This window comes from Limnobacter parvus, from assembly GCF_024623725.1.
GTDB lineage: Bacteria > Pseudomonadota > Gammaproteobacteria > Burkholderiales > Burkholderiaceae_B > Limnobacter > Limnobacter parvus.
Genome location: NZ_JANKHG010000026.1, coordinates 163,483 through 183,791, shown reverse-complemented (window position 1 = coordinate 183,791; position 20,309 = coordinate 163,483). Strand labels below are relative to the sequence as shown.

Below are 20,309 nucleotides of genomic sequence, written 5' to 3'. Positions count from 1 at the left end.
TTCGCCTTGTGTCGTCCACACGACACAAGGTCAATGAATGCCTAAAAAAATCAGGTTGGCTTGCAAGGACAGTGTAAGCCTTTCCCCGAATGATGCGAAAAAGACCAAACACAAAGATTATTGAGTTTCGCGGTAAGGGCTCACCTTTGTAATTATTCGAAGTATGCTTTGGTAATCATGTATCAATACTATAAATAAAAGGTCCCACTTGGCCAAACCTGTCCGTAAGTCCAAAGGCAAAGAAGTTACTCCCATCAGCGAAGGCGCAAAACTGGTTGATCAATATTTTGACCATGTTGGCGAGGCATTTTTGCGCCACGCGCCTGAAATCTCGTCAGACAAACTGAAAGACTGGCGCCCAAAATTATTCAGCTTTACGCGTCTGAACCCTTGGTATGGTGGCTTGGTGGGTGTGCATCGCAAGCGAATTGGTGTGGGCAAAGACAAACTGGTGTGGCTAGAAATCGGTAACCCGACCAGCCCCGCCCTGTTACTAATGCATGGCTTTGCAGCAGCGAAAGAACACTGGTTGCCGTTGCTACCGTTCTTCGCAGGACAGTTCCGGATTTTGATACCTGATTTGCCAGGCTGGGGTGAGAGTGGGTTCAATCCCGAACGCAATTATGGCCTTGAAGATCAAACCGAACGCTTGCACGACTGGCTGACTGAAATTGGCGTGCATAGAGTGAATGTAGTGGGCAATTCAATGGGGGGTGCACTGGCTGGTTTGCTTGCCGCCCGCTTTCCGGAAATGGTCACCAGCCTTGTATTGATGGACGCACTGGGCCTTCCGGGCAACGAAGAAACTGATTTTATCCGCGAAGTACTGCGGGGTAAAAACCGCCTGGTGCCCCGTGCACCCATGGACGTGATGAAGTTGACTGAGCTGGTATTTCACAACCGGGCTTTGGCTGCTTCTGCTGCCTTTTTTTCCGCCACCGAACTGATTCACCGGCGCGATGTTAACGGGTTTCTGTTTCAGGAAATGCTGAGCCGCCGCCCCGACTACACCAAAGCCACCTTCGAAGACATTTCAGCGCCCACTTTGATCATGTGGGGCAAGCAAGACGATGTGCTTCATATTAGCTGCGCTTATGAATTCGAGCGGCTCATCAAGCGTGCGGAAATGTGTTTGTTCGACGAAGTGGGGCATTTACCCATGATTGAAACACCCTACCCCTGCGCACAGGCCATTAAAGAATTCGTATTGCGCAACTTGTAATCAGTTCGAAACCTGTGATTTGCTGTTTTTGTAGCATTTTGCTACAATTACTGCATTCGCAGGGAGTATGCCATGGCCAAAGCCTCTTCACCAATTCGTATCCAATCTGATTTAATGAGCAATGCTTCCGTGTTGGGTAAACTCCACCACCGCAGTGCGGCCGAGCAAATTGAATACTGGGCCAGTATCGGCCAAAAAGTAGAAAACTTGCTCGACCCTGAAAGTCTGCTTCAAATCAAGGCAGGGCTGCTGCGCGTGAAGCTGGAGCAAGTTAACGCCCCAGCACTGAACGCTGACACGGTGTTTGGCAATATGGACCTGAAACGCAGCACTGGTGAATTGAAAGCCGAAGTTAGCCAAAGCAAACTGCGCTACCAAGCCAGCACCACGCACCCTGGTCTGCTTGAACAAGTTGATGGCAAAGGCAAAATAAAAGTGGGCCAGTTTGACAACGGCGTGTTCAAGCCCATAAAGCCGACACTAAGTTGACATTGAGCTGACATGAAACAACTGTGGCTGCTGGTGGGCGGCAATGGCGCGGGGAAATCCACTTTTTACCGCACACAACTGCAAGCACTGGGCATGCCCTTTGTGAACGCCGATGACATCGCCCGCGATGTGTTTCCTCAAGCACCGGAAGCCCACAGCTACGACGCCGCGAAAATCGCGGAAAATCTTCGAAACAGCCTTCTCGAACAGGGCAAAACTTTTTGCTTTGAAACAGTGTTTTCGCACCCTTCAAAAATCGATTTCGTGGCCAAAGCCAAGGCACTGGGCTACCAGGTAGTCATGGTATTTATTCATTTAGAACAAACTGCATTGAATAAAGCCCGTGTGTACCAACGCATTGGAACAGGCGGCCATTCAGTGCCCGACGACAAAATTGAAAACCGAATTCCACGTACTTTGAACAATGTGCTGAATGCCGTTCCACTGTGCGACGACCTTTGGGTTCTCGACAACTCCAGCGCCAGTGATCCGTTTCGCAAAGTACTACGAATACAGGATGGTCAGCTTCATGTCTTTGCGAACCCGCTGCCAATTTGGGCTGCGGATTTCCACACACAATGAACGAAAAACAAAGCCTTGAGTCTCAACAACACTGTTTAACTTTAAAAAGTGGTGCGAATCTGCGATGAAATTTGGAATTCGAACCCGTGGCTTTATTTTGCTCGCCAGCGTCTTGCTATTGGGCGCTTGCAGCGCAATCAAACTGGGTTACAACAACTCGGTCACTTTTGCGCATACCTACCTAAGCAATAAGATTGATTTCGATGACACGCAATCTGCCCTGCTTCGAACCAGTCTGACTGAACTGGTTCAATGGCACCGCAGCAACGAACTACCAAAATTGGCTCAAGAGCTACAAGTCGTACAAACAGCACTTACAGCAAGCAATTCCAAGGTTGAGCCTGTTACCACGGCTCAAGTGCAGGCATTGAACCAAACTGTTCGAACATCGTTACGCCGAACTGCCAATCAAGCAGCCCCCTTGATTGCCAAAAACATGTTGGGCTTCTACCCCCATCAAATCCCTGAAATTGAAGCGGCGTTGAAAAAGTCAAATGAAAAATACCGAGAAGAGCGATTGCCGAGCAATCCCGACAAGCGAACTGAGCAATCCGCCGAACGCATGGCAGAGCGCTTTGAGCGGTGGCTTGGCAATTTAAACAAGCAACAGCTGGCGCTGATTGACAACTGGGCAAAGAATCGCTCGAACAACCCGGAAACCTGGTTTCAAAAACGTCTGGAGCGTCAACAACGTTTCATGGTGTTGGCCAATCAGGCTGCGAATCGCCAAATCGATCAAAACACTTTGAGTCAGCAAATTGCAGCATTGCTCAACGATTGGCAAAACCCTGCGAATGCATCGGAAAAGCGGGAAAGTGAAATGAGACAACAAGCCACGATTGCATTAATCGTGGATGTCTTGAATGTGGCGGACTCCAAGCAACGGAGCAATGCAGCAGAACGCGCAGCCGGTTGGGCGGAAGACTTTCAAATACTGGCAAGCAGCAATTGAATCCATTGGCACTTTAGTGAAGTAATACTTCATTGAACCAATTGCTGACGGATACGAGACTGTGCTGTACAAAAAACAACTACCCACCATTGTTTTAGCCGCTTTGCTCGCCGCCTGTGGCAGTGATGAAAACACTGTTTCCTCTGCCACAGGAACCCCTGTTTCACCCCAGGAAACCGCCCAGTGCAACGAACAATCCTGGTTTGCTGGTGTTACCGAGATTTGCGATGGCGTGCTGGTGTACCGCGACTATGTGTTCGATGACTACGGCGCTGACACGGGCCTGCTTTCACCAAGCCCTGCCTTGTTGAATCTGGCCAGCCGTGCTGGCCAACTGGGTAATCCACTGGCCAATACACCAGGCTTGTTGTCGCCCACCGCTGGCGACTCACGATACCCCGCCGGTGCAGAAAGCACAGCCGACCTGGTCGAATTGCGAATCAGCAAACAAGGCAACACCTACACGGCCACATTCGAGCTGAACGCCCTTTATGAAGCAGGTCAAACCATAGCCGCCATCGCAATTGATTCCGACAACAACCCTGCCACTGGCTCGGAAACATTGCTGGGCCTGAGTGTGGCTGGTGCCGATGTGGTTTATGAATTCAATACAGGAAATCCGGACACCAATTTAATTACTGGCACGTTCCCAGCACCGGCCAATAGCACCTTCAAGTTATGGGCGGTGACCGCACAAAGTAGTGGTGAAGTGATGAACGTGGCTTTCCGAGGTCCTGATGAAGAAGCTGGCGCCGAAGGCACCATACCGGCACAATTGTTACCGAACAAGGGCAACTGGTGGGAAGACAAACAGGCTGCTGCACTGGGTTCTGGCGACATTACCGAATTCTTTGCAGTGGTGAACAGCCAAAAACTGAACCGGGGCAACACCGAGAAAGCAGTAGTGGGCGCTGGCTTTAAACAACGTGTTTACACATCCAAATACACGGTACCGAATTCCACCGGTGAAGGCATGGTGCTGCAAGGCATACCGGGTCGCGAGCAAACTGAAAGCCGCTTCTGCGGACAATTTTTTCACTTTGTGGGCAAGTATCAGCCCTATGGTGTTTACATTCCCACCAATGGCAATCTGGATGATCAACGCAGCCTTCAGGTAATTCTGCATGGCTGCGAAGCCAACCATGCAAGCCAGATCAACCAGCCCAATATGCAAGCCCAGTTTGGTGAGCAACTTGACCGAGTGCTTATTTCACCGCTGGGTCGCGGGCCTTATGGGTTTTACACCGGCTTGTCGGAACGTGACGTGCTTGACGTGCTGGACGATGCCTTAAATACCTTCAACATTGATGAAGACCGTGTGCTGGTGGGCGGCTATTCCATGGGTGGGTACGGATCAACACGCCTTGCCGCCCTGTATCCCGACCGCTTTGCAGGTTTAAGCAACTGGGTGGGCTTTACCGGCAGCATTTTGAATACACCGCTGCTGGGCGACGCGCTAATTCAAGGTGAAGACGCACTGGCAGGTGCCCTGCCCTTCGAATTGCCCATCAACAGCCGCATTGGTGGCTTGGGCAACATCAGTAACTACCTAAACAATTTAAGGCACATTCCTGGCACGCATTCTTATGCTGCACTTGATGAACTGGTACAAGTCAACACCGGACTGGACTGGGCATTCAAACTTGGCCAAACCGACGGAGTGCTGTACGAGTTTTACATGCACTTGGCCGCAGAGCACCTTACTTTAATTGCCTTGGACGAATGGGGTAAAGAAGCCGAATTCACACGTAATTTAACGGTGGTTAAAAATCCCGGAAGAATCACGTACAAAACCAACGAGGCATTTGCATTTCCGCAGTATGAAATCAAACATGACAAGGCTTATTGGCTCAGCAACATCAAAGGACGCGCAGAAGGCGACATTGCAATGGACGTCGAAAGCTTTGCGTGCACGCGCAGCAGTGTTCAATTTGAAAACGGGCAAACAGCTGGCAACGGTCCAGTGCCTTTTGTGCAAACATTTCGCAGGCTGATCGGCATGCCTGTGCAAACGGCCAGCGAAAACCGATTCACGGCAAAACTGAGCAATGTGGCGTCAATGAATATCGATGCCGCAGCAAGCTGCTTGAGTAATGGTGCAGCCTACACTGTTGAATCAGATGGCCCAGTGGTGCTGACATTCAGCAACGGCAAGGTACTGAACCTACCAGCTGGCTCCAGCACAGGCAATTTGTAAATAATCAAGGCGCAAGAAGGTCTTGCACCTTCTTGCTGCTGTAAAAGCGCTGCAGATTGCGGCGCAAAAAGCCTTCTGCAACACCTTCCTTGATCAGCAAGGCAGCAAGGTCTGGAATGTAATGGTCTACTTCCTCCAGAATCATTTCACGGGTAACGCCTATGTCGTCTAGCAAGTCTTGCAACGACTGCTCGCCGTACTTTTCAAAGAAAAAGTCAACGCCCAAATCAATGCATGATTTCAAATACTCGGTGTTGCGAAACTCAAGCCAGAATTCATAGCCCATCACCATGAATTCTTGCAAGTCTTGTTCAGTCAGGTAATCGCGGTAGGCCGTTAGCGGCCACTCGCGAACCACATCCCAAAAAGCCAACGCGCTGTTCATGGCGTTTTCCCGGTACTGCTCGTTGTCCAGGGTTTCATCCACCATTTCCAGCGAACTTTTAACACCGCTTTCCATCAGGTTGCGCACGCGGTCTTCAAGCCCCTCCGACAAATCAGGGGCTTTGGTACTTAGCCATTCACGAACCTTCCGTGTGCTGCTTGCCACACTGGTGAACTTCATCAAGTTGTTTTGCTCAAACACATAGTCTTTGAGCACAGTGAAAATAACATCGGATAAAAAATGACGGAAAGGCGTGCTGTTGCGAATATTGGTGACCGCATGATCCAACACACCATCTTGTTCGAAGATTTTCTCGATGAACTCAGTGGCAATTGAATCAGAAACCACCTCGCCAATTTTCGTGGTGCGGCTGGCAGGAAACTCGAAAATACGGTTGGCGATTTCGCCAAACAGTTCAGGAATGGCACCACCAATTTCCATTTCAACGGCATATCGCTGTGCTGTGGCTTTTACCTTTTTCTGGTCAACCGCATCTTTCAACAAAATGTGTTCAAACCGGTCCAGTACATACCCCAACTCATCGGCCAACATGGCCTGGAACCTCTTACCCTTCAGGTTCAGAAGCCAGAAAGCAACTTCAGCTTCAAGCAGCTGGGAAGCCAAATCTTTGGGCGCTGTGGCAGCGGTTTTCGCCATGATTGATCCGTTGTGTAGTACTGTTAAATGATTCTAACCTGCGGCACCAAAGTTGTTATGTTGAAGAAACTGATTGCATTGCTCTTTATTAGTACCAGCGCTCCAGCCATGGCACACCTGACCTGGATAGAGCCGGGCCAACAAAGCATGGGCCTGTCCACTGGGCACAACTTCCCGGCCAAGGAAATTACGGTGAAAGGTCAATATGTGGACGCCGTAAGGTGTGTTGACGCCCAAGGCGAAATTTTTAATTTAGCCTTTGACGAAAACAGCATTCGCTATGTGTACAAAGAACGCCCCACGAATTGTTTGGCCACATTGAAAACCAGCTTGATTGAATTGTCGCCCCGCCAAGGCGCGCAGCACTTTGAAGAAAACAAAGTGGACAAAGCGCTGGTCAACAAGGTGTTGGGCAGCGAGAAGTTCAACGAAGAGTATTTCAAGACTGCGCAGATTCAACCGATTAAAATTGATAGCGCTTTGTACAACCCGGCGATTGCGCAATTCGTAAGTTTGCCTGGCGACAGCGACAACATCTATGTGTACAAGAACGGCCAAGCTGTACCTGACTTACCCGTTGGCCTTGAGTACCCAGAGACCCCGATTACCTTGTGGTCCAAAACTGATGCCACTGGCAAAGTCACTTTGCTGTTACAACCCAGAGGGGAAGCTCTGCTACGGGCCTTGACCACTGAAGAAAACGGCACAGCCTACAAAAGTCAGTTTTTGTCAGTAATTTTGAACGCAGAATAAAAAAATCCCGCTGCCTTTTGAGCTGCGGGATTTTCCATGCGCACTGAATCAAATCATTAATTTAATCAGGCAAATCAAATGGCTCTGCCGTTTCAGAAGTAGCCAGCATTAAATTGCTAACATCATCAGGCTCGCCGGTTTCCGGGGCGTTTCTTAAAAGTGCCCGAGCTTCAGTCGCATTGATATTTCCGTCACTGCCCGCTGCCCTGATATTAAGCGGTGAACCATCGCCACCGCAGGCCGCTAGGGTAAGCAACAATGCCCCACCCGCTGCCAGTCCAAGTTTGCTTTTAGGTTTCATGGTGCTGTCCTCTTAAAGCGTGGTTTGCGTTGGTGCAGGCGTGCCTGAACCCGGCGTGGGTGTGCTCAAGAACGGAAAGCGATTCATGAAGGGCACACGTGCCTGCTCCACAGCGTCGTGAATACTTAGCGATGTATTGCCCAAGGGAACACTGGAAGGTGCGCAAGTGGATGACAAGTTGGTACCAGGCACCGTGTTCAAACCAAACGTGTTGCCCGTTCCATTGGCCACACAAAGGCCGCCCATTACAGCAACCAGTGAAATGTCCACTACGTCATCGATTGGTCGACGACCGTTCGGGAAACCTGCCGCATCACCAAAGGCCAAGCCCAACTGGTTTTGGGCCCCAATTGCCGTTGGCATGGTTTCAGTGTTCAAACGCAGCATTTCTGACAAGGTGACATTCGCAGGTCGGTTTACACCTTCAATACCAGCCAAGAAAACATTCAAAAGATCAGTTCTTGGAAAGTTTGTAGGCGCTGAAGCGGGGCTTTGGGTAAGCACCAAACTAATCAGCTGCGGCAAGGTGGGGTTAGACACATAGGTCAAGAACTGACCATCACCGCTTGGCTTAGAAGCATTGAACCGGTCTTTGTCTTTCAAACCGATCACCACTTCATTCACCAAAGGCATACCCAAGCGTGATACCTGTACCCAAGCACCACCGACTTTCTCTGCCGTTTGGTGGCCTTGCGCTGGTACACCGTCACCAATTTGAACCTGACGCACGCTGGCGGTTGTCCATCCACCAATTACGTCTTCAGTTCCAGGAGTTAAACAATCTTTGTGAATTTCCAAGGCAATGCTGGTCACGTTTTTGTCTTGAATGGAATTTTCAAATGCAGCGTTGGCATTGGCACGGTTTGAAATTACTCCAAAAGGTGCATTCACCAAGTCAAAAATGGTACCCAAGTTCACAGCAAAACCTTCCTGGCGCTGGCCTACAAAAACGCGGGCTTGATTGGTACCTGCTGAACATCCAGGAATCGTGACAGTGTGGATATGAGCATCCGCATACGCTTGGTAAGCCGCTGCGTTACCCAAAGTTTTTTCACCAATGTAGTCCACTGGTTTTTCAAGTGTTGAATTTCCACCAGTTTTCGAAACGACAGTGCGGTTGCCGTTTCGGCGGCCATCACGCACCACAGTCATTGTGTAGGTTTCATTCAAATTCAAATTCGTGTCGCCCACATTGGCCACACCGCCCTGCTGAATCAAAGGAATACTGACGGATTCGCCTCCAATGGTTTGCTTCAAATCGCGCAATGTATTGCGGAAGTTGAACTGAAATGTAATTTCCTCTTGCGCATCGCCATCGTTGTCGATGTGAATTTCGTACAGAGCGTTGGGGTCCATCGAAAAATAGTTCGGGCCGCCATAACCATCCTGCAAAGGCTGATAATTTGCGATCAAAGTAATAAAATTGGACCGGTTTGCTTCATAGCTTCGGAACATGTAAAAATCTGTTCCGTCTACCTTCGGTGTGGTGGTAATGGAAGGCGCTTCGCGATGGCTAGAAGCCAACGCAGCAACGCTGACAACAGCCAACAGGCTGCCTGCTAAAATACTTTTGGTAAACTTTTTATTGTTTTTTGGTGTGCCTTTCTTCATTGATGTGTACATCTTTCCATCCTCTGTTTCAATTGGTGACACCAATAACCACAGCGCAGTTATTGCAACATGAGTATAGATTTCGCATACCGTTACCACAATAATCATTATTACTGTAATTACTACATATACGATCTATATTCGTACTCACTACCCACAGGATAAGTTTCAGATGCGCCAATACAAATATTATGAGTTCGTTCTGGTGGCCTTCGTGGCGGTGCTGCTGTGCTCCAACCTGATCGGCCCCGCAAAAATCTCCGAGTTGGATCTGCCCGTGGTGGGTACGGTCACATTCGCAGCCGGGGTACTTTTCTTCCCGATTTCTTATATTTTTGGCGACATTTTGACCGAGGTGTATGGTTATGGCCGTGACCGCCGCGCAGTGTGGGCTGGCTTTGGTGCGCTGGCTTTCGCATCGGTAATGGCTTTTACCGTAGTGAACTTGCCCCCTTCTGGGCCGACAGGCAACCTGCCATTGAAAGCGTGTTTGGTAACACCTGGCGTATTGTGCTGGCCTCGCTGATTGCTTTCTGGAGTGGAAGCTTCATCAACAGTTTTGTGTTGGCGAAAATGAAAATCTGGACCCAGGGCAAATGGCTGTGGACGCGCACCATCGGTTCCACCGTGGTGGGCGAATTCATTGATTCAGCCTTGTTCTACACCATCGCGTTCTGGGGAATCATGAGCACCGACCAGATCATCACTGTGGCGCTGACTCAATATGTGTTGAAAACAAGTTGGGAAATTTTGGCGACACCCCTGACCTACTGGATAGTCGCCAAATTAAAGCGTGCAGAGAACGAAGATTATTACGACAGAAACACCAACTTCACACCATTCAGCTTGAAGGTGTAGAAGTTGATGTTTTGACACTTTGCTTATTTGTTGGCGAAATACTCATTGGTCAGCTTTGCGATGACCGGAGACAGCAGCAACAAGGAAACCAGGTTGGGCAGCGCCATGAAAGCGTTCAGCGTGTCTGCCACCAACCACACAAAGTCGAGCTGAGTAACGGCGCCTACGAACACAAAGCCAGTCCACAGCACACGGTACGGCAAGGTGATGGCCGTTCCGGCAATAAACTCCCAGCATTTTTCACCAAAATATGACCAGCCCAAAATGGTGGTGAATGCGAAAAATGCCAAAGAAATGGCCAACACATATTCACCCACACCAGGCAGGCCTGCGGCATAGGCACTGGAACTAAGCGCTGCACCATTCGCCCCACTGCTCCACACCCCAGTCACAATGATGACCAAGCCCGTCATGGTGCACACAATAATGGTGTCGATGAATGTACCCATCATCCCAATCAAGCCTGACTCCACCGGGTTTTTACTCTGCCCTGCAGCCTGTGCAATACCGGCTGTTCCCAAACCTGCCTCATTTGAGAAAATACCGCGAGCAACGCCGTAGCGAATGGCGAGCATGATTGCCGCACCTGCAAAACCGCCCGTGGCAGCCACTGGATTAAAGGCGCTTTCGATAATCAAAGCAAAGGCTGCGGGGATTTCCTGAATGTAGATGCCCAGTACGACCAACGACGCCACAATGTAGGCCACGCACATGAATGGCACCACCTTTTGTGCAACTGCACCAATTCGCTTCACACCGCCAATCAAAACAAAGCCAACAAGCACCATCATGACAATGCCGGAAATCCATTTTTCGATTCCGAATGTCACATTCAACACATCTGCCACGCTGTTGGACTGCACCATGTTGCCAATACCAAAACCGGCCAAACCACCAAACAAGGCAAATGCAAAACCCAGCCATTTCCAGTTCTTGCCCAAACCATTTTTAATGGCATACATGGGACCACCCACCTGCTGACCCCGTGCGTCCGTTTCGCGATAATGCACAGCCAACAACACTTCAGCGTATTTGGTGGCCATGCCAACAAGCGCGGTCATCCACATCCAGAACAAGGCACCAGGCCCGCCCAGTGCGATGGCTGTGGCCACGCCAGCGATATTGCCTGTACCCACGGTGGCCGCCAGCGCTGTCATCAATGCCGCATACGGGGTAATGTCGCCCTTGGCACCCGCTTCAGGAGTTCTGCTTTTCCAGACCCAACGAAAGCCCATCCCAATTTTAAATATGGGCATGAATTTCAGACGGAGTTGCAGAAACAGGCCGGTCCCCAGGATGGCAATCAACATGGGGGGACCCCATACGATGCCATTGATTGCGTTAACAAACTGCGTAAGTGCTTCCATGCATTGTTCTCCTTGTTGTGAAAAGCGATGCGCCAAGTTGGTGCTACACAGGCGAATTTGCAGTTTATTACGCAAACAACGTGCCCAAGAAACCTTGTTTTACAAATTTCGCAATTTATCGGCGTAAAAAAACCCCGAACTAGTCGGGGTTTTTCAGAAAAAGTATCGCAACTTACTTTTTCTTTTCAGGCTGCTTTTCACTGGCCTTGGGCTGATCACCCAGGATAGATTTGGCCGGGCAGATTTTAAATGCAGGACATTTTTGACAACCAACAGCAAGTGCAATCGGGCAAACAGTCATGGCGGTCCTCGTAACGGATTAAGGGAAAACTCCCAAGTGCAGTATTGCAGATTAGTGCAAGGTTCCGGTAGGGGATTTATTCAGTTGATGCGTCATAAAATTCTGAGCCGCTGCTCGTGCGAAGTTTTGTTCTTCGACAGATACTTCATCAAGAAGCAACTGAAGTTGCTCAGGAATGTCGGTTTCCGGAAAAAGTATTTGATAGATGTAAAGCCAGCTTAAGGCCACACCACGGTCCTTCGGAACTTCAACACCATCCAGATACAGCAACGCCAAAGTCAGCATCGACAAAGGGGAACCCAGTTTCGTTGCCTCAGCCAAATAAGCCAGGGCTAGGGTCACACTTTTTGAAACACCTTTGCCGTGCAGGTAGTAAACACCCACATTGTGCATGGCCTGCGACAACCCTCCCTGCGCAGCCTTGTCGAAATATTTAAAGGCGTTGGCAAGGTCGGGGGCTTCTGCGCGCTCCAGTTCCAATGCCAAGCGATACGCTGAATTCGGATCGCCCAATTCCGCGGCTTGCCTTGTGTAATGCATGGCCTTGTCGGTGTCGGCTTCCAAATGCCCTTCCACTCCGCCGTGGTGTATTTGAACCAGGGTAAGCACAGCCATCAACACATTGTTGTTTGCTGCCTCTTCAAGCAACAACTTGCCGCGCTGAAAATCGGATTGCCCCAACTCGCCTGAAATCAACAAGCGCCCAAGAATCACTTTGGCATCCACCTCGCCTGCAAGAACGCCCTTTTCCAGCCAGTGCATGGCCTGATTGCAATCGTCTTCGCTGCGATCGCCGGCATACAAATAAGTAAAGGCAATCAAATTGTTGTGCCCGTTCCAGTTGTTGGCCAGGGTATCAAGTAGGCGTTCGCGCGCCTTGAGTAAATTCTTCTCGACGAACAGCGATTTGATTTCGTCGGTAAATTCAACAGGTGGTTGAGATTGCATGGCGTGTGGCCCGTGGACTGTTCAAGCCGTGATTTTACTGTGTAAGATACCTCGAATAACCCATTCTGATTCCAACATGAACACACCTTATATTGCTATTCAAATTACAGAAAATGTATACACGGAAATGAAGGCCCTTCACGTGCGTGCAGCCAAGCCAATTAGCGATGAAGACAAAGCACTGGGTGCTGATCTGCTGGCACAAACCTATGTGCAGCTACTGGACACCTGCTTTACCCATTTGCTGGACGAACTGAATAAAACACAAGCTGACAAGATGCTGCAAGACGCATCAAAGGTGATTCACAAGGTTCAAAGTGAAGCACAACATTACATCGGCTGGCTAGTCAAGTTCATCGCGAACAAACGCGTACCGCCCGTTATTCACCACTTTCACGACATGGTGCACGTATTGAATTTAAATGGTCAAACACACCCTTACATTGTGATTCCTGTCACTTCAACCTACGCGGAAAGTGCCAGCGATGTAATGTTTGCCCTGGCCAACAAGGAAAGCGAAAAACTTAACGAAGGCGTTGAATTGTTGATAGAGGCCATTGAAACTGCATTGGTGCCTCTGGTTTACACGCCGAAAGACCTCATGGGCTTTAACTTCGTAATCAGCAAGACAATCAACGGTGTCATCAACGTGCTGCACAGGCTATTTAAACATACGCTGAGAAAGTTGCCACCACACATTCAGGAAGAAAGCTGCCCCCCAATTGCAAAGCATTTTGAAGTGTTCCTGATCCGAAAGTAACAAGATTTCTCAAACGCGTTGAATGAAGCCGTGCAGCAGTGGAAACACTTCGGCACGCGCCGCAGCCCCGCGTATCATCTGGCTGTGAGTGAAGTTTTTACTGAAACCATGATGCTCTGCGCATTCATGCCATATTTTTAAACCGCCAAGCGCCTCATAAATTCGGCGACAGCCTTTAATTGGTGCAACGTCATCATTCCCACCCGCAATCACAAGTGAAGGCACGGTGATATGTTCAAGGGCCTTTAGATAATCGAAGCCATCAGCGCCAGTCCATCGCTGGCTTAAATTCCACTTGCACCACTGCAGCAGCAACAAGGTGGGCTCGCCTTCCGGGCCAATGGGCACCAGTCGCTGCGGTGTTTGCCCCAATAGCAAGGTTAGCGTGCCCAGCGCAGCAACACGTATTTTTTCTTTCAGGCTGGGGGCAGCGTCTGTTACTTGCGCACCAATCAGGCTAAGGCTTTTTATTTGATGCATGCGTTCGGGCTGCCTGGCCAGCAGCATCAATGCCAGCAATCCCCCACCACTGTGAGAAGTCCAGTGCAACTGTTCATGCCCTGTGTACTGCGCAATAAAATCAATGGCCACCGGCAAATCATTCAAGGCCGGATATTCGAAGTTCTGTTTGCGGTTTGCAGATTTTGCATCGCCATGCCCACCCCATTCAAGCAGCCAGGTGTCGAACCCTTGTTCCGCAAGGTATTCACCCAAATGTTCAACCGCGTTTTTATTGGACAAGGTGCCGTGCGCAACCACCACGGGCAACCCATTTGAATTGGTCGGCTTGGTTCGGTGCAAAGCGACATTCCCGCCGCCCGGCATGGGCAGCAGGTGCATTTCGTTGAGAACTACCATTTCGTTATTTAAGCCACTGGCTTGGAAATGAATTTCACCACCTTGGTGGCCCAACTGCGGGGAGTGAAGCGAATGCTTTGCGCCATGGTCCAGTTCAGCGCGCCGTGAATGTAAACGCGCTGATTACGTAGCATGGCGGCGTAGCCCTTCACAGCAACGTCTTCTGAAGTGGGCATGCGTTTGCCTTGAACCAAAGCAGATTTCTGCATATTCGCCTCGGCTTGAAAACCAGAAGCAGTCGGACCTGGGCACAGCGCACACACCGCCACACCGCTGTCGGCAAGCTCCTCGGCCAGCGCCTCACTGAAACTGAGCACGTAAGCCTTGGTGGCGTAATACGCAGCCATGTAGGGGCCAGGCTGAAATGCAGCTGTGGAGGCCACATTCAGAATTTTGCCTTTGTTCTTTAACAGGTCGGGCATAAAACCACTGCAAAGTACGGTGAGGGCTTCCATGTTCAGGCGCAACATGCTGCTTGTTGCTTCCACAGGTGTGTCTTTGAACAAACCATAGGTGCCCACACCCGCATTGTTGACCAGATAACTTAATTCAATACCCTGTGTTTTCACCTTGTCGACCAGTTCGGCTGCGGCACCCGGCTTGGATAAATCTGAGGCCAGCACAAGCACCTTGACGTTGTACTTGCCCATCCAATCGGCAGCCAATTCCGCCAGCTTGGCTTCATTTCGGGCACTCAACAACAATGAGATACCGTCTTTCGCAAAACATTCTGCCAGATGCAAACCAATACCAGACGACGCGCCCGTTACCAATGCCCACTGCTTCATTTTCATTCCCCTCTTCTTACAAAATCAGCAATTGCCCACAAGGCTTTGTCTGCTTTCTCAACATAGGCACTGAACATTTGAAAGTTGTGCCACATGCCTTCGTGAACGGTACAGCTTACTTGCACCCCGGCCTCTTTGGCACGCCGCTCCAGCAATAAAGCGTCGTCCAGTAAAATTTCATCACTGCCCACTTGAATAAACATGGGCGGTAAATCTTCCAGATCGGCAAACACCGGTGACACCTTGGGGTCAGTTGCCAACTCATCACCACAGTATGCGGAAACACCACGTTGAAGCGGCACCACACTGAGCATGGGGTCTGCTTTGGCTTTGCTTTGAATGGATTCAGATGTCAAGGTCATGTCAACGAAAGGAGAAATCATGACCATGCCGCCCGGCAATGGAATGCCTTCGTTGCGGGCATAAATGGCCATGGCCAGAATGTGGGCGGCACCGGCCGAATCGCCCACCAAAGTAAGATTCTTGGCATTTACATCCAGATCAAGCAGGGCTTGGTAAGCAGCAATACCGTCCTCTAACGCTGCTGGGTAAGGGTGTTCCGGCGCCAATCGGTAATCGATCAGAAAAACACGCGCATTGCATCGAACCGCCAGTTCACTGGCCAACGGCAAATGGGTTTCCAGTGACCCTGCGAAAAACGCACCCCCATGCATGTGCAATAGCACCTGATCTGTGTGGGAATTGGCAGGGCGCACAAGGGCACACATGCAGGTCCCCAATTCGAGAAATTCAACACGAGCATCATGGCGAACCTTGAACAACGGCGCACCCGCGTTCATTGTTTTGGCCAGCCACTTCAGTGGAATCGGTAACTTGCCGGGTGCCTTGAAGGTGCCACGCAATGTAGTACGCACGGCTTTCTCTGCCACGAGCTGAATGGGATTCATTGTTACAGGGTCTCCGATTGTTACAGCGTCATGCAATTTACGCTGGTTTTGTTATTTTCTTCAATATAACGAATTTGCTGGAAGGCGGAGCTTGCTACAACCACTGCGTCCTGCAACAAGTTAGACTAATGCCTCCAATTCTTTAAAAAACATCGTGAAAACAAACGCTTCCCCCAAACAATTAATTCTAGGCCTGATGTTGGCTGGCAAAGGTCGCCAAGTAAAAGCAGCACACATGGTCATGGCTTGTAATCTGTTTGGTGTATCCGAGAACAGCGCACGTGTCGCCATGGCAAGGCTGGCTGCCGAGGGGCAATTAAAGTCTGCAGGCCGTGGCGTGTACACCCTAGGCAAACAGGCTGTATTCACTGGCCAGGACATTCAAAGCTGGAGTAACCGACTGACGGCAAGCTGCGAATGGAATGGCAATTTTTACGCGGTATTCACACCCCACCTGGGTCGAAGTGACCGCAAACAATTGCAAACCCGGGAAAAGGCACTGGCACTGATGGGGTTTCGTGAATTCGAACAAGGCTTGTTTGTGCGCCCTGCAAACTTAAGCATGGGCTTGGGTGGCGTGCAGGAAAAACTAATAGCCCAAGGCGTTGAAAAAGAAATACTTACTTTTGAATTGGTGCCGGCCAATGCTGCGCAACTGAAAGCACTCCAAAAGCTGTGGGACCTGCGCAAACTTGAAAGGCATTACACAACACACACCAAAAAACTGAATGATTGGATGCAGGGTTATTCACGCATGAAACTGGAAAAAGCAGCTCGAGACGCCTATTTGGTGGGCAGCCAGGCCATCTACGAAGTGCGACGCGACCCCCTGCTTCCAGCAGAATGGATCAATGCTGCTGCACGGCAGCAATTCTTCGAAAGCGTGCTGCGCTTTGATGAAACCGGCACGCGCGTGTGGCGCGAGTTGCAGTTGCGTATTTTGAAAGACGAAGAATTGATCTAGAAAACCACGTCATTACAACTCTTTACTTTTAATTCCATACCTGTAATATTACATCCACAACTGTCAACATCATTGATGACAATGATGAATACCACACTGTGGAGGTCGCAATGCACACACCCACCTCAATCCACCAGAAAGGATCAAGCTTTCCGGTGCGGCGAATGGATTTTGATTTCACAGGCATCAACCGCCACTTTGTAAACAACGACCCAGCAAGCAGCCATGTTTGGACAGCCTTTCAAGCTTATTTTCCTGAAGGTGAACAGTTTTTCGTGGACTCGGTTCGCGACGCCAGAAAATGGGTGAAAGATGAGGCCTTGCTTCGCGAAATCAGTGCCTTTATTGGTCAGGAAGCCATGCACGGTAAAGAACATTTGGAGGCCAATGCGGAGCTGAAGCGCCAAGGTGTGAATGTGAATGGCTGGGATGCTCGCGCACGCTGGGCGCGAAAACGCTTGAATAAATTGTTGCCCATTAAGGCGCGTTTGGCGGGAACCACCGCAGTGGAACACTACACGGCAGTGATGGCTGAACATTTAATGAAAAGCGAGAGCTTCCACACAATGATTGTGGACCCAAAGATCAAAAATCTGATTTTCTGGCACGCCATGGAAGAAAGCGAACACCGCGCCGTGGCCTTTGATACTCACAAGGCGGTCGGTGGCACCTACGCACAGCGCGCCATAGCGATGACCATTGTGTCGGTTGGCATTGGGCCAGTGGTGCTGGCTGCCATGTTGAGCTGTATGAAACAGGATGGCGAACTGTACAACGTGAAATCGTGGTTGAAGTTTGCCGACCTGTACTTTGGCCGCAAAGGCATTTTCCGGAAAATGATTCCCGATCTGGCCAAGTTTTATAAACCAGGCTTTCACCCGATGCAGGCAAATATGGATGAACCCATGCGGCTTTGGAAAGAGAGGCTGGCACTTGCTTAGGTCTTGATTGGCTGGTTTCCAAATTGCTTAACGCAATTACTAAAAAAAATTTGAACGATTGATTGAATCTGAGTTACATTTCCGTCAGTATCAATGTTAATTGTTGTAAACATGCTGGTTTTCTGGAACAAAAACACAAGCCGCCAACCAGCATGAATTTTTTAAAAACAACCAGCCAATTACTCACGACACTCGAAGTCGGGCGCACTGCGACCCGACACGTCGGAGCCAGGAGACAGACCAATGGTGTTTTTGCAGCAAAGCCTTCTTGTGAAGGCCTGTGCCGTCGCTTTTTCATTGACGGCATTCACTTTAAGCCAACAAGCATTCGCTGGCGGCACAGCCAACGACAACCAAAGCACAATGGGTATTGCGACTGCTGGTGCAGGCCAGGCCGCTGAAGCCTCGGATGCATCGGTGATCTTCTTCAACCCAGCGGCTTTAACCCGTTTCAAACGGATTGAAGTGTTGAACGTGGCCAGCATTGCCACCTTTGACAACGACTACACATCCCGACAAAACAATGATGGTCCCCCAACTGATGCTGGTAACCAGGGTTCGGCTGGCGAGTTCTTTTCAAGAAAAGATGGCACCGATTCGGCTTTGTTCATTCCTGGTTTGTTCGTCGCAGTACCGATTTCACCAAAATTGGTGGTTGGCTTCAGCGCCTCGGGATCGCATGGCTTGTTGACCCGTTACCGCGAAGATTTTCCCGGCCGTGGCTCTGGTCGTGAAAGTGATTTGAAAGTTACCCGCTTGAACTTGGGCTTTGGTTACAAATTGACACCCACTCTGTCTGTCGGCGCCAATGGTTCCTATGAGCGTTACTTTCAGTCGATTAAACTGCGCGTGAATTTCCGTGATGCGGTAAGCAAACTTGGTCCACCAGGAACAACCGCACTGCTGGATGGTTTGAATACTTTGGGCCAAGCGCCACCCATTCCAGGCGAAACAGACGCCAAACTTCGAATTTTGGGCTGGGCCTTGAACGCCCAGGCGGGTTTGTTGTGGGAACCCTCAGAAACAACTCGCGTGGGTATGTCGTATCGCCCAAAAACAAGATTTAATGGCAATCAGGGTAAGCTGACCATCAATGAAAACGAAGACACTGCAGCCTTCCGAAACTTTTTGAGCACCAGTCCCTTGATTGGCCTGGGCGGTCCTATTCTTGGTGTAAATGGCCCTCAGGCCGCAGGCGATTTGGAACCAGAACAGGGGGCTCGCCAAAGCGTGATTTTCCCAGACGAATTTAGGCTGTCAATTTTCCACCATTACAGCCCAAGGCTGGACCTGATGGCCACTTACACCTACCAGGATTACACCAGCACCTTTCTGCGCTACGAACGCACCAGCAATGGCCGCGTGATTGAAGATGTGCCGCAGAACTTCCAGGTGGCGCATGCCTATCGCATTGGCTTGAATTACAAAGCGTACAAACGCCTGACTCTGCATGCAGGCTACGGCATGGAAAATGGTGTGGTGGGCGATGACCTGCGTATCCCAATTCTGCCCGACAACGACCGTCGCTTTTACGGCATTGGTGCCACCTTTACGCCAAGCCGTGACACAACCCTTTCAGTGGCATACGGCATTATTGACGTTGACGCCGGCGAAGTCGGCAACAACACCCAAGTAACCCCGGTTGAAGTTTCAGGTGGGGAGTTCAAAGGCATCGCGGATCTGGATGCCGACTTCGTGTCGTTCAGCCTGATTCAAAAGTTTTAAGTGTTGATAAAAACACCCTTGATGCAGTAACTTGGAACGGTCGCTTTATGCGGCCGTTTTTTTCGCCTGTTCAACTTGTACACGCAGCTCTTGTTCCAACGCAGGATCCAGTCGAAGCTGTTTTGCCAGTTCCTGAAGGTAGCTGCGCTCCATAAAACTTTCTTCATCCACAACCAACACGCTGGCCAAGAACATTTCGGCAGCCAGTTCAGGCGTTGTGGCATAGCCAGCTATTTCAAGCGGATCCAAGGGTTTGTTCATTTCCTGATCAAACCAGCGCTGAAGCTGAGGATCATCCGTTAGTTTGGCAATCTCGCCATCAATTAGCTGGCGCTCTTTGGCATCGATGTGGCCATCGGCCTTGGCAGCGCCAATAAGGGCTCGCAAAATTGCCTGACTGTGCTGTTCCACCAAAGGCTCTGGCAATCTGTCGACCGTTTGGGGTGTTCCACTGTTTGCGATATTGCCTTGCTGTTGTTGCCAATTGCCATAAGCCTTGTAAGCCAGCACGCCTAGCGCAGCCAAACCACCGTAGGTTAATACCTTGCCACCCATTTTCTTGTGGCGTTTGTTACCTAGCAACATGCCCAAGGCCGCTGTGGCCGCAGCGCCGCCGCCTGCACCAACCAGCATGTCTTTGACCTGCATGCCACCAACGGTCTTTCCACCGCCCTGCATCATGCCGGTTCCAGCTTTTAACAGTTGATCAATCAGGCTTTTTGAATTCATTCAGTGCTCCGGT

Annotated in this window: 19 protein-coding genes and 1 pseudogene; 11 read left to right on the top strand and 9 right to left on the bottom strand. The window is 50.1% G+C overall.

All coding sequences use genetic code 11. The annotated features are described in order from the left end of the window. Nucleotides 1–208: 208 nt before the first annotated feature. The 5 genes from NSP04_RS13475 to NSP04_RS13455 all read left to right on the top strand — a co-directional run bounded on the left by NSP04_RS13475 (nt 209) and on the right by NSP04_RS13455 (nt 5,442). Nucleotides 209–1,222 (top strand): alpha/beta fold hydrolase, encoded by a 1,014-nt coding sequence (locus NSP04_RS13475; protein WP_257512871.1) that lies wholly within the window; start codon nt 209–211, stop codon nt 1,220–1,222. A gap of 72 nt (nt 1,223–1,294) precedes the next feature. Beyond that, nucleotides 1,295–1,711: a TA system antitoxin ParD family protein gene (locus NSP04_RS13470; protein WP_257512870.1), complete on the top strand. Its 417-nt coding sequence runs from the start codon at nt 1,295–1,297 to the stop codon at nt 1,709–1,711. Between the two features lie 12 nt (nt 1,712–1,723). Continuing rightward, nucleotides 1,724–2,293: an ATPase gene (locus NSP04_RS13465; protein ID WP_257512869.1), complete on the top strand. Its 570-nt coding sequence runs from the start codon at nt 1,724–1,726 to the stop codon at nt 2,291–2,293. Nucleotides 2,294–2,357: 64 nt separating this feature from the next. Next, on the top strand, nt 2,358–3,245 hold the full coding sequence (locus tag NSP04_RS13460) for a DUF6279 family lipoprotein (protein ID WP_257512868.1): 888 nt from the start codon (nt 2,358–2,360) through the stop codon (nt 3,243–3,245). A gap of 61 nt (nt 3,246–3,306) precedes the next feature. Continuing rightward, nucleotides 3,307–5,442: a hypothetical protein gene (locus NSP04_RS13455; RefSeq protein WP_257512867.1), complete on the top strand. Its 2,136-nt coding sequence runs from the start codon at nt 3,307–3,309 to the stop codon at nt 5,440–5,442. Nucleotides 5,443–5,446: 4 nt separating this feature from the next. On the opposite strand, the gene NSP04_RS13450 is transcribed toward NSP04_RS13455, so the two are convergent. Further along, on the bottom strand, nt 5,447–6,484 hold the full coding sequence (locus NSP04_RS13450) for a hypothetical protein (protein WP_257512866.1): 1,038 nt from the start codon (nt 6,482–6,484) through the stop codon (nt 5,447–5,449). 57 nt (nt 6,485–6,541) lie between these two features. Here NSP04_RS13450 and NSP04_RS13445 point away from each other — a divergent pair, with 57 nt between their 5' ends. Beyond that, nucleotides 6,542–7,237, top strand: a complete 696-nt coding sequence (locus NSP04_RS13445) for a hypothetical protein (protein ID WP_257512865.1) — start codon at nt 6,542–6,544, stop codon at nt 7,235–7,237. A 61-nt stretch (nt 7,238–7,298) separates the two neighbouring features. On the opposite strand, the gene NSP04_RS13440 is transcribed toward NSP04_RS13445, so the two are convergent. Next, on the bottom strand, nt 7,299–7,538 hold the full coding sequence (locus tag NSP04_RS13440; RefSeq protein WP_257512864.1) for a hypothetical protein: 240 nt from the start codon (nt 7,536–7,538) through the stop codon (nt 7,299–7,301). Between the two features lie 12 nt (nt 7,539–7,550). After that, nucleotides 7,551–9,161 carry a DUF4331 domain-containing protein gene (locus NSP04_RS13435; protein ID WP_257512863.1) on the bottom strand — a complete coding sequence of 537 codons (1,611 nt, stop codon included), beginning with the start codon at nt 9,159–9,161 and terminating at the stop codon, nt 7,551–7,553. A 160-nt stretch (nt 9,162–9,321) separates the two neighbouring features. On the opposite strand from NSP04_RS13435, the pseudogene NSP04_RS13430 reads away from it, so the two are divergent. Then, nucleotides 9,322–10,007 (top strand): annotated as a pseudogene (locus tag NSP04_RS13430) (queuosine precursor transporter). 23 nt (nt 10,008–10,030) lie between these two features. On the opposite strand, the gene NSP04_RS13425 reads toward NSP04_RS13430, so the two are convergent. Both NSP04_RS13425 and NSP04_RS13420 read right to left on the bottom strand, forming a co-directional pair. Further along, nucleotides 10,031–11,374, bottom strand: a complete 1,344-nt coding sequence (locus NSP04_RS13425) for an alanine/glycine:cation symporter family protein (protein ID WP_257512862.1) — start codon at nt 11,372–11,374, stop codon at nt 10,031–10,033. A gap of 352 nt (nt 11,375–11,726) precedes the next feature. Next, entirely contained in the window at nt 11,727–12,623 is an 897-nt protein-coding gene (locus tag NSP04_RS13420; RefSeq protein WP_257512861.1) for a tetratricopeptide repeat protein, read from the bottom strand. A 76-nt stretch (nt 12,624–12,699) separates the two neighbouring features. On the opposite strand from NSP04_RS13420, the gene NSP04_RS13415 reads away from it, so the two are divergent. After that, entirely contained in the window at nt 12,700–13,383 is a 684-nt protein-coding gene (locus tag NSP04_RS13415; RefSeq protein WP_257512860.1) for a hypothetical protein, read from the top strand. Nucleotides 13,384–13,392: 9 nt separating this feature from the next. Here NSP04_RS13415 and NSP04_RS13410 read toward each other — a convergent pair whose 3' ends face one another. From NSP04_RS13410 to NSP04_RS13400, 3 genes are read right to left on the bottom strand one after another with little or no spacing between them, the layout of a single operon-like run. Continuing rightward, nucleotides 13,393–14,241, bottom strand: a complete 849-nt coding sequence (locus tag NSP04_RS13410; protein WP_257512859.1) for an alpha/beta hydrolase — start codon at nt 14,239–14,241, stop codon at nt 13,393–13,395. A gap of 8 nt (nt 14,242–14,249) precedes the next feature. Continuing rightward, nucleotides 14,250–15,035, bottom strand: a complete 786-nt coding sequence (locus tag NSP04_RS13405) for an SDR family NAD(P)-dependent oxidoreductase (RefSeq protein ID WP_257512858.1) — start codon at nt 15,033–15,035, stop codon at nt 14,250–14,252. Then, nucleotides 15,032–15,937 (bottom strand): alpha/beta hydrolase, encoded by a 906-nt coding sequence (locus tag NSP04_RS13400; RefSeq protein WP_257512857.1) that lies wholly within the window; start codon nt 15,935–15,937, stop codon nt 15,032–15,034. The genes NSP04_RS13405 and NSP04_RS13400 overlap by 4 nt, the downstream gene beginning before the upstream one ends. 154 nt (nt 15,938–16,091) lie before the next feature. Between NSP04_RS13400 and NSP04_RS13395 the strand changes: the two genes are divergently transcribed. The 3 genes from NSP04_RS13395 (at nt 16,092) to NSP04_RS13385 (ending at nt 19,567) form a co-directional block, all read left to right on the top strand. After that, nucleotides 16,092–16,901, top strand: a complete 810-nt coding sequence (locus tag NSP04_RS13395) for a PaaX family transcriptional regulator C-terminal domain-containing protein (protein ID WP_257512856.1) — start codon at nt 16,092–16,094, stop codon at nt 16,899–16,901. A gap of 110 nt (nt 16,902–17,011) precedes the next feature. Beyond that, nucleotides 17,012–17,842: a metal-dependent hydrolase gene (locus NSP04_RS13390; RefSeq protein ID WP_257512855.1), complete on the top strand. Its 831-nt coding sequence runs from the start codon at nt 17,012–17,014 to the stop codon at nt 17,840–17,842. 243 nt (nt 17,843–18,085) lie between these two features. Further along, a complete protein-coding gene (locus tag NSP04_RS13385) occupies nt 18,086–19,567 on the top strand; it encodes an OmpP1/FadL family transporter (protein WP_257512854.1) in 1,482 nt (493 codons plus the stop codon). Between the two features lie 45 nt (nt 19,568–19,612). Here the strand turns inward: NSP04_RS13385 and NSP04_RS13380 are convergent, their stop codons facing one another. After that, entirely contained in the window at nt 19,613–20,296 is a 684-nt protein-coding gene (locus tag NSP04_RS13380) for a tellurite resistance TerB family protein (RefSeq protein WP_257512853.1), read from the bottom strand. Nucleotides 20,297–20,309: the final 13 nt, after the last annotated feature.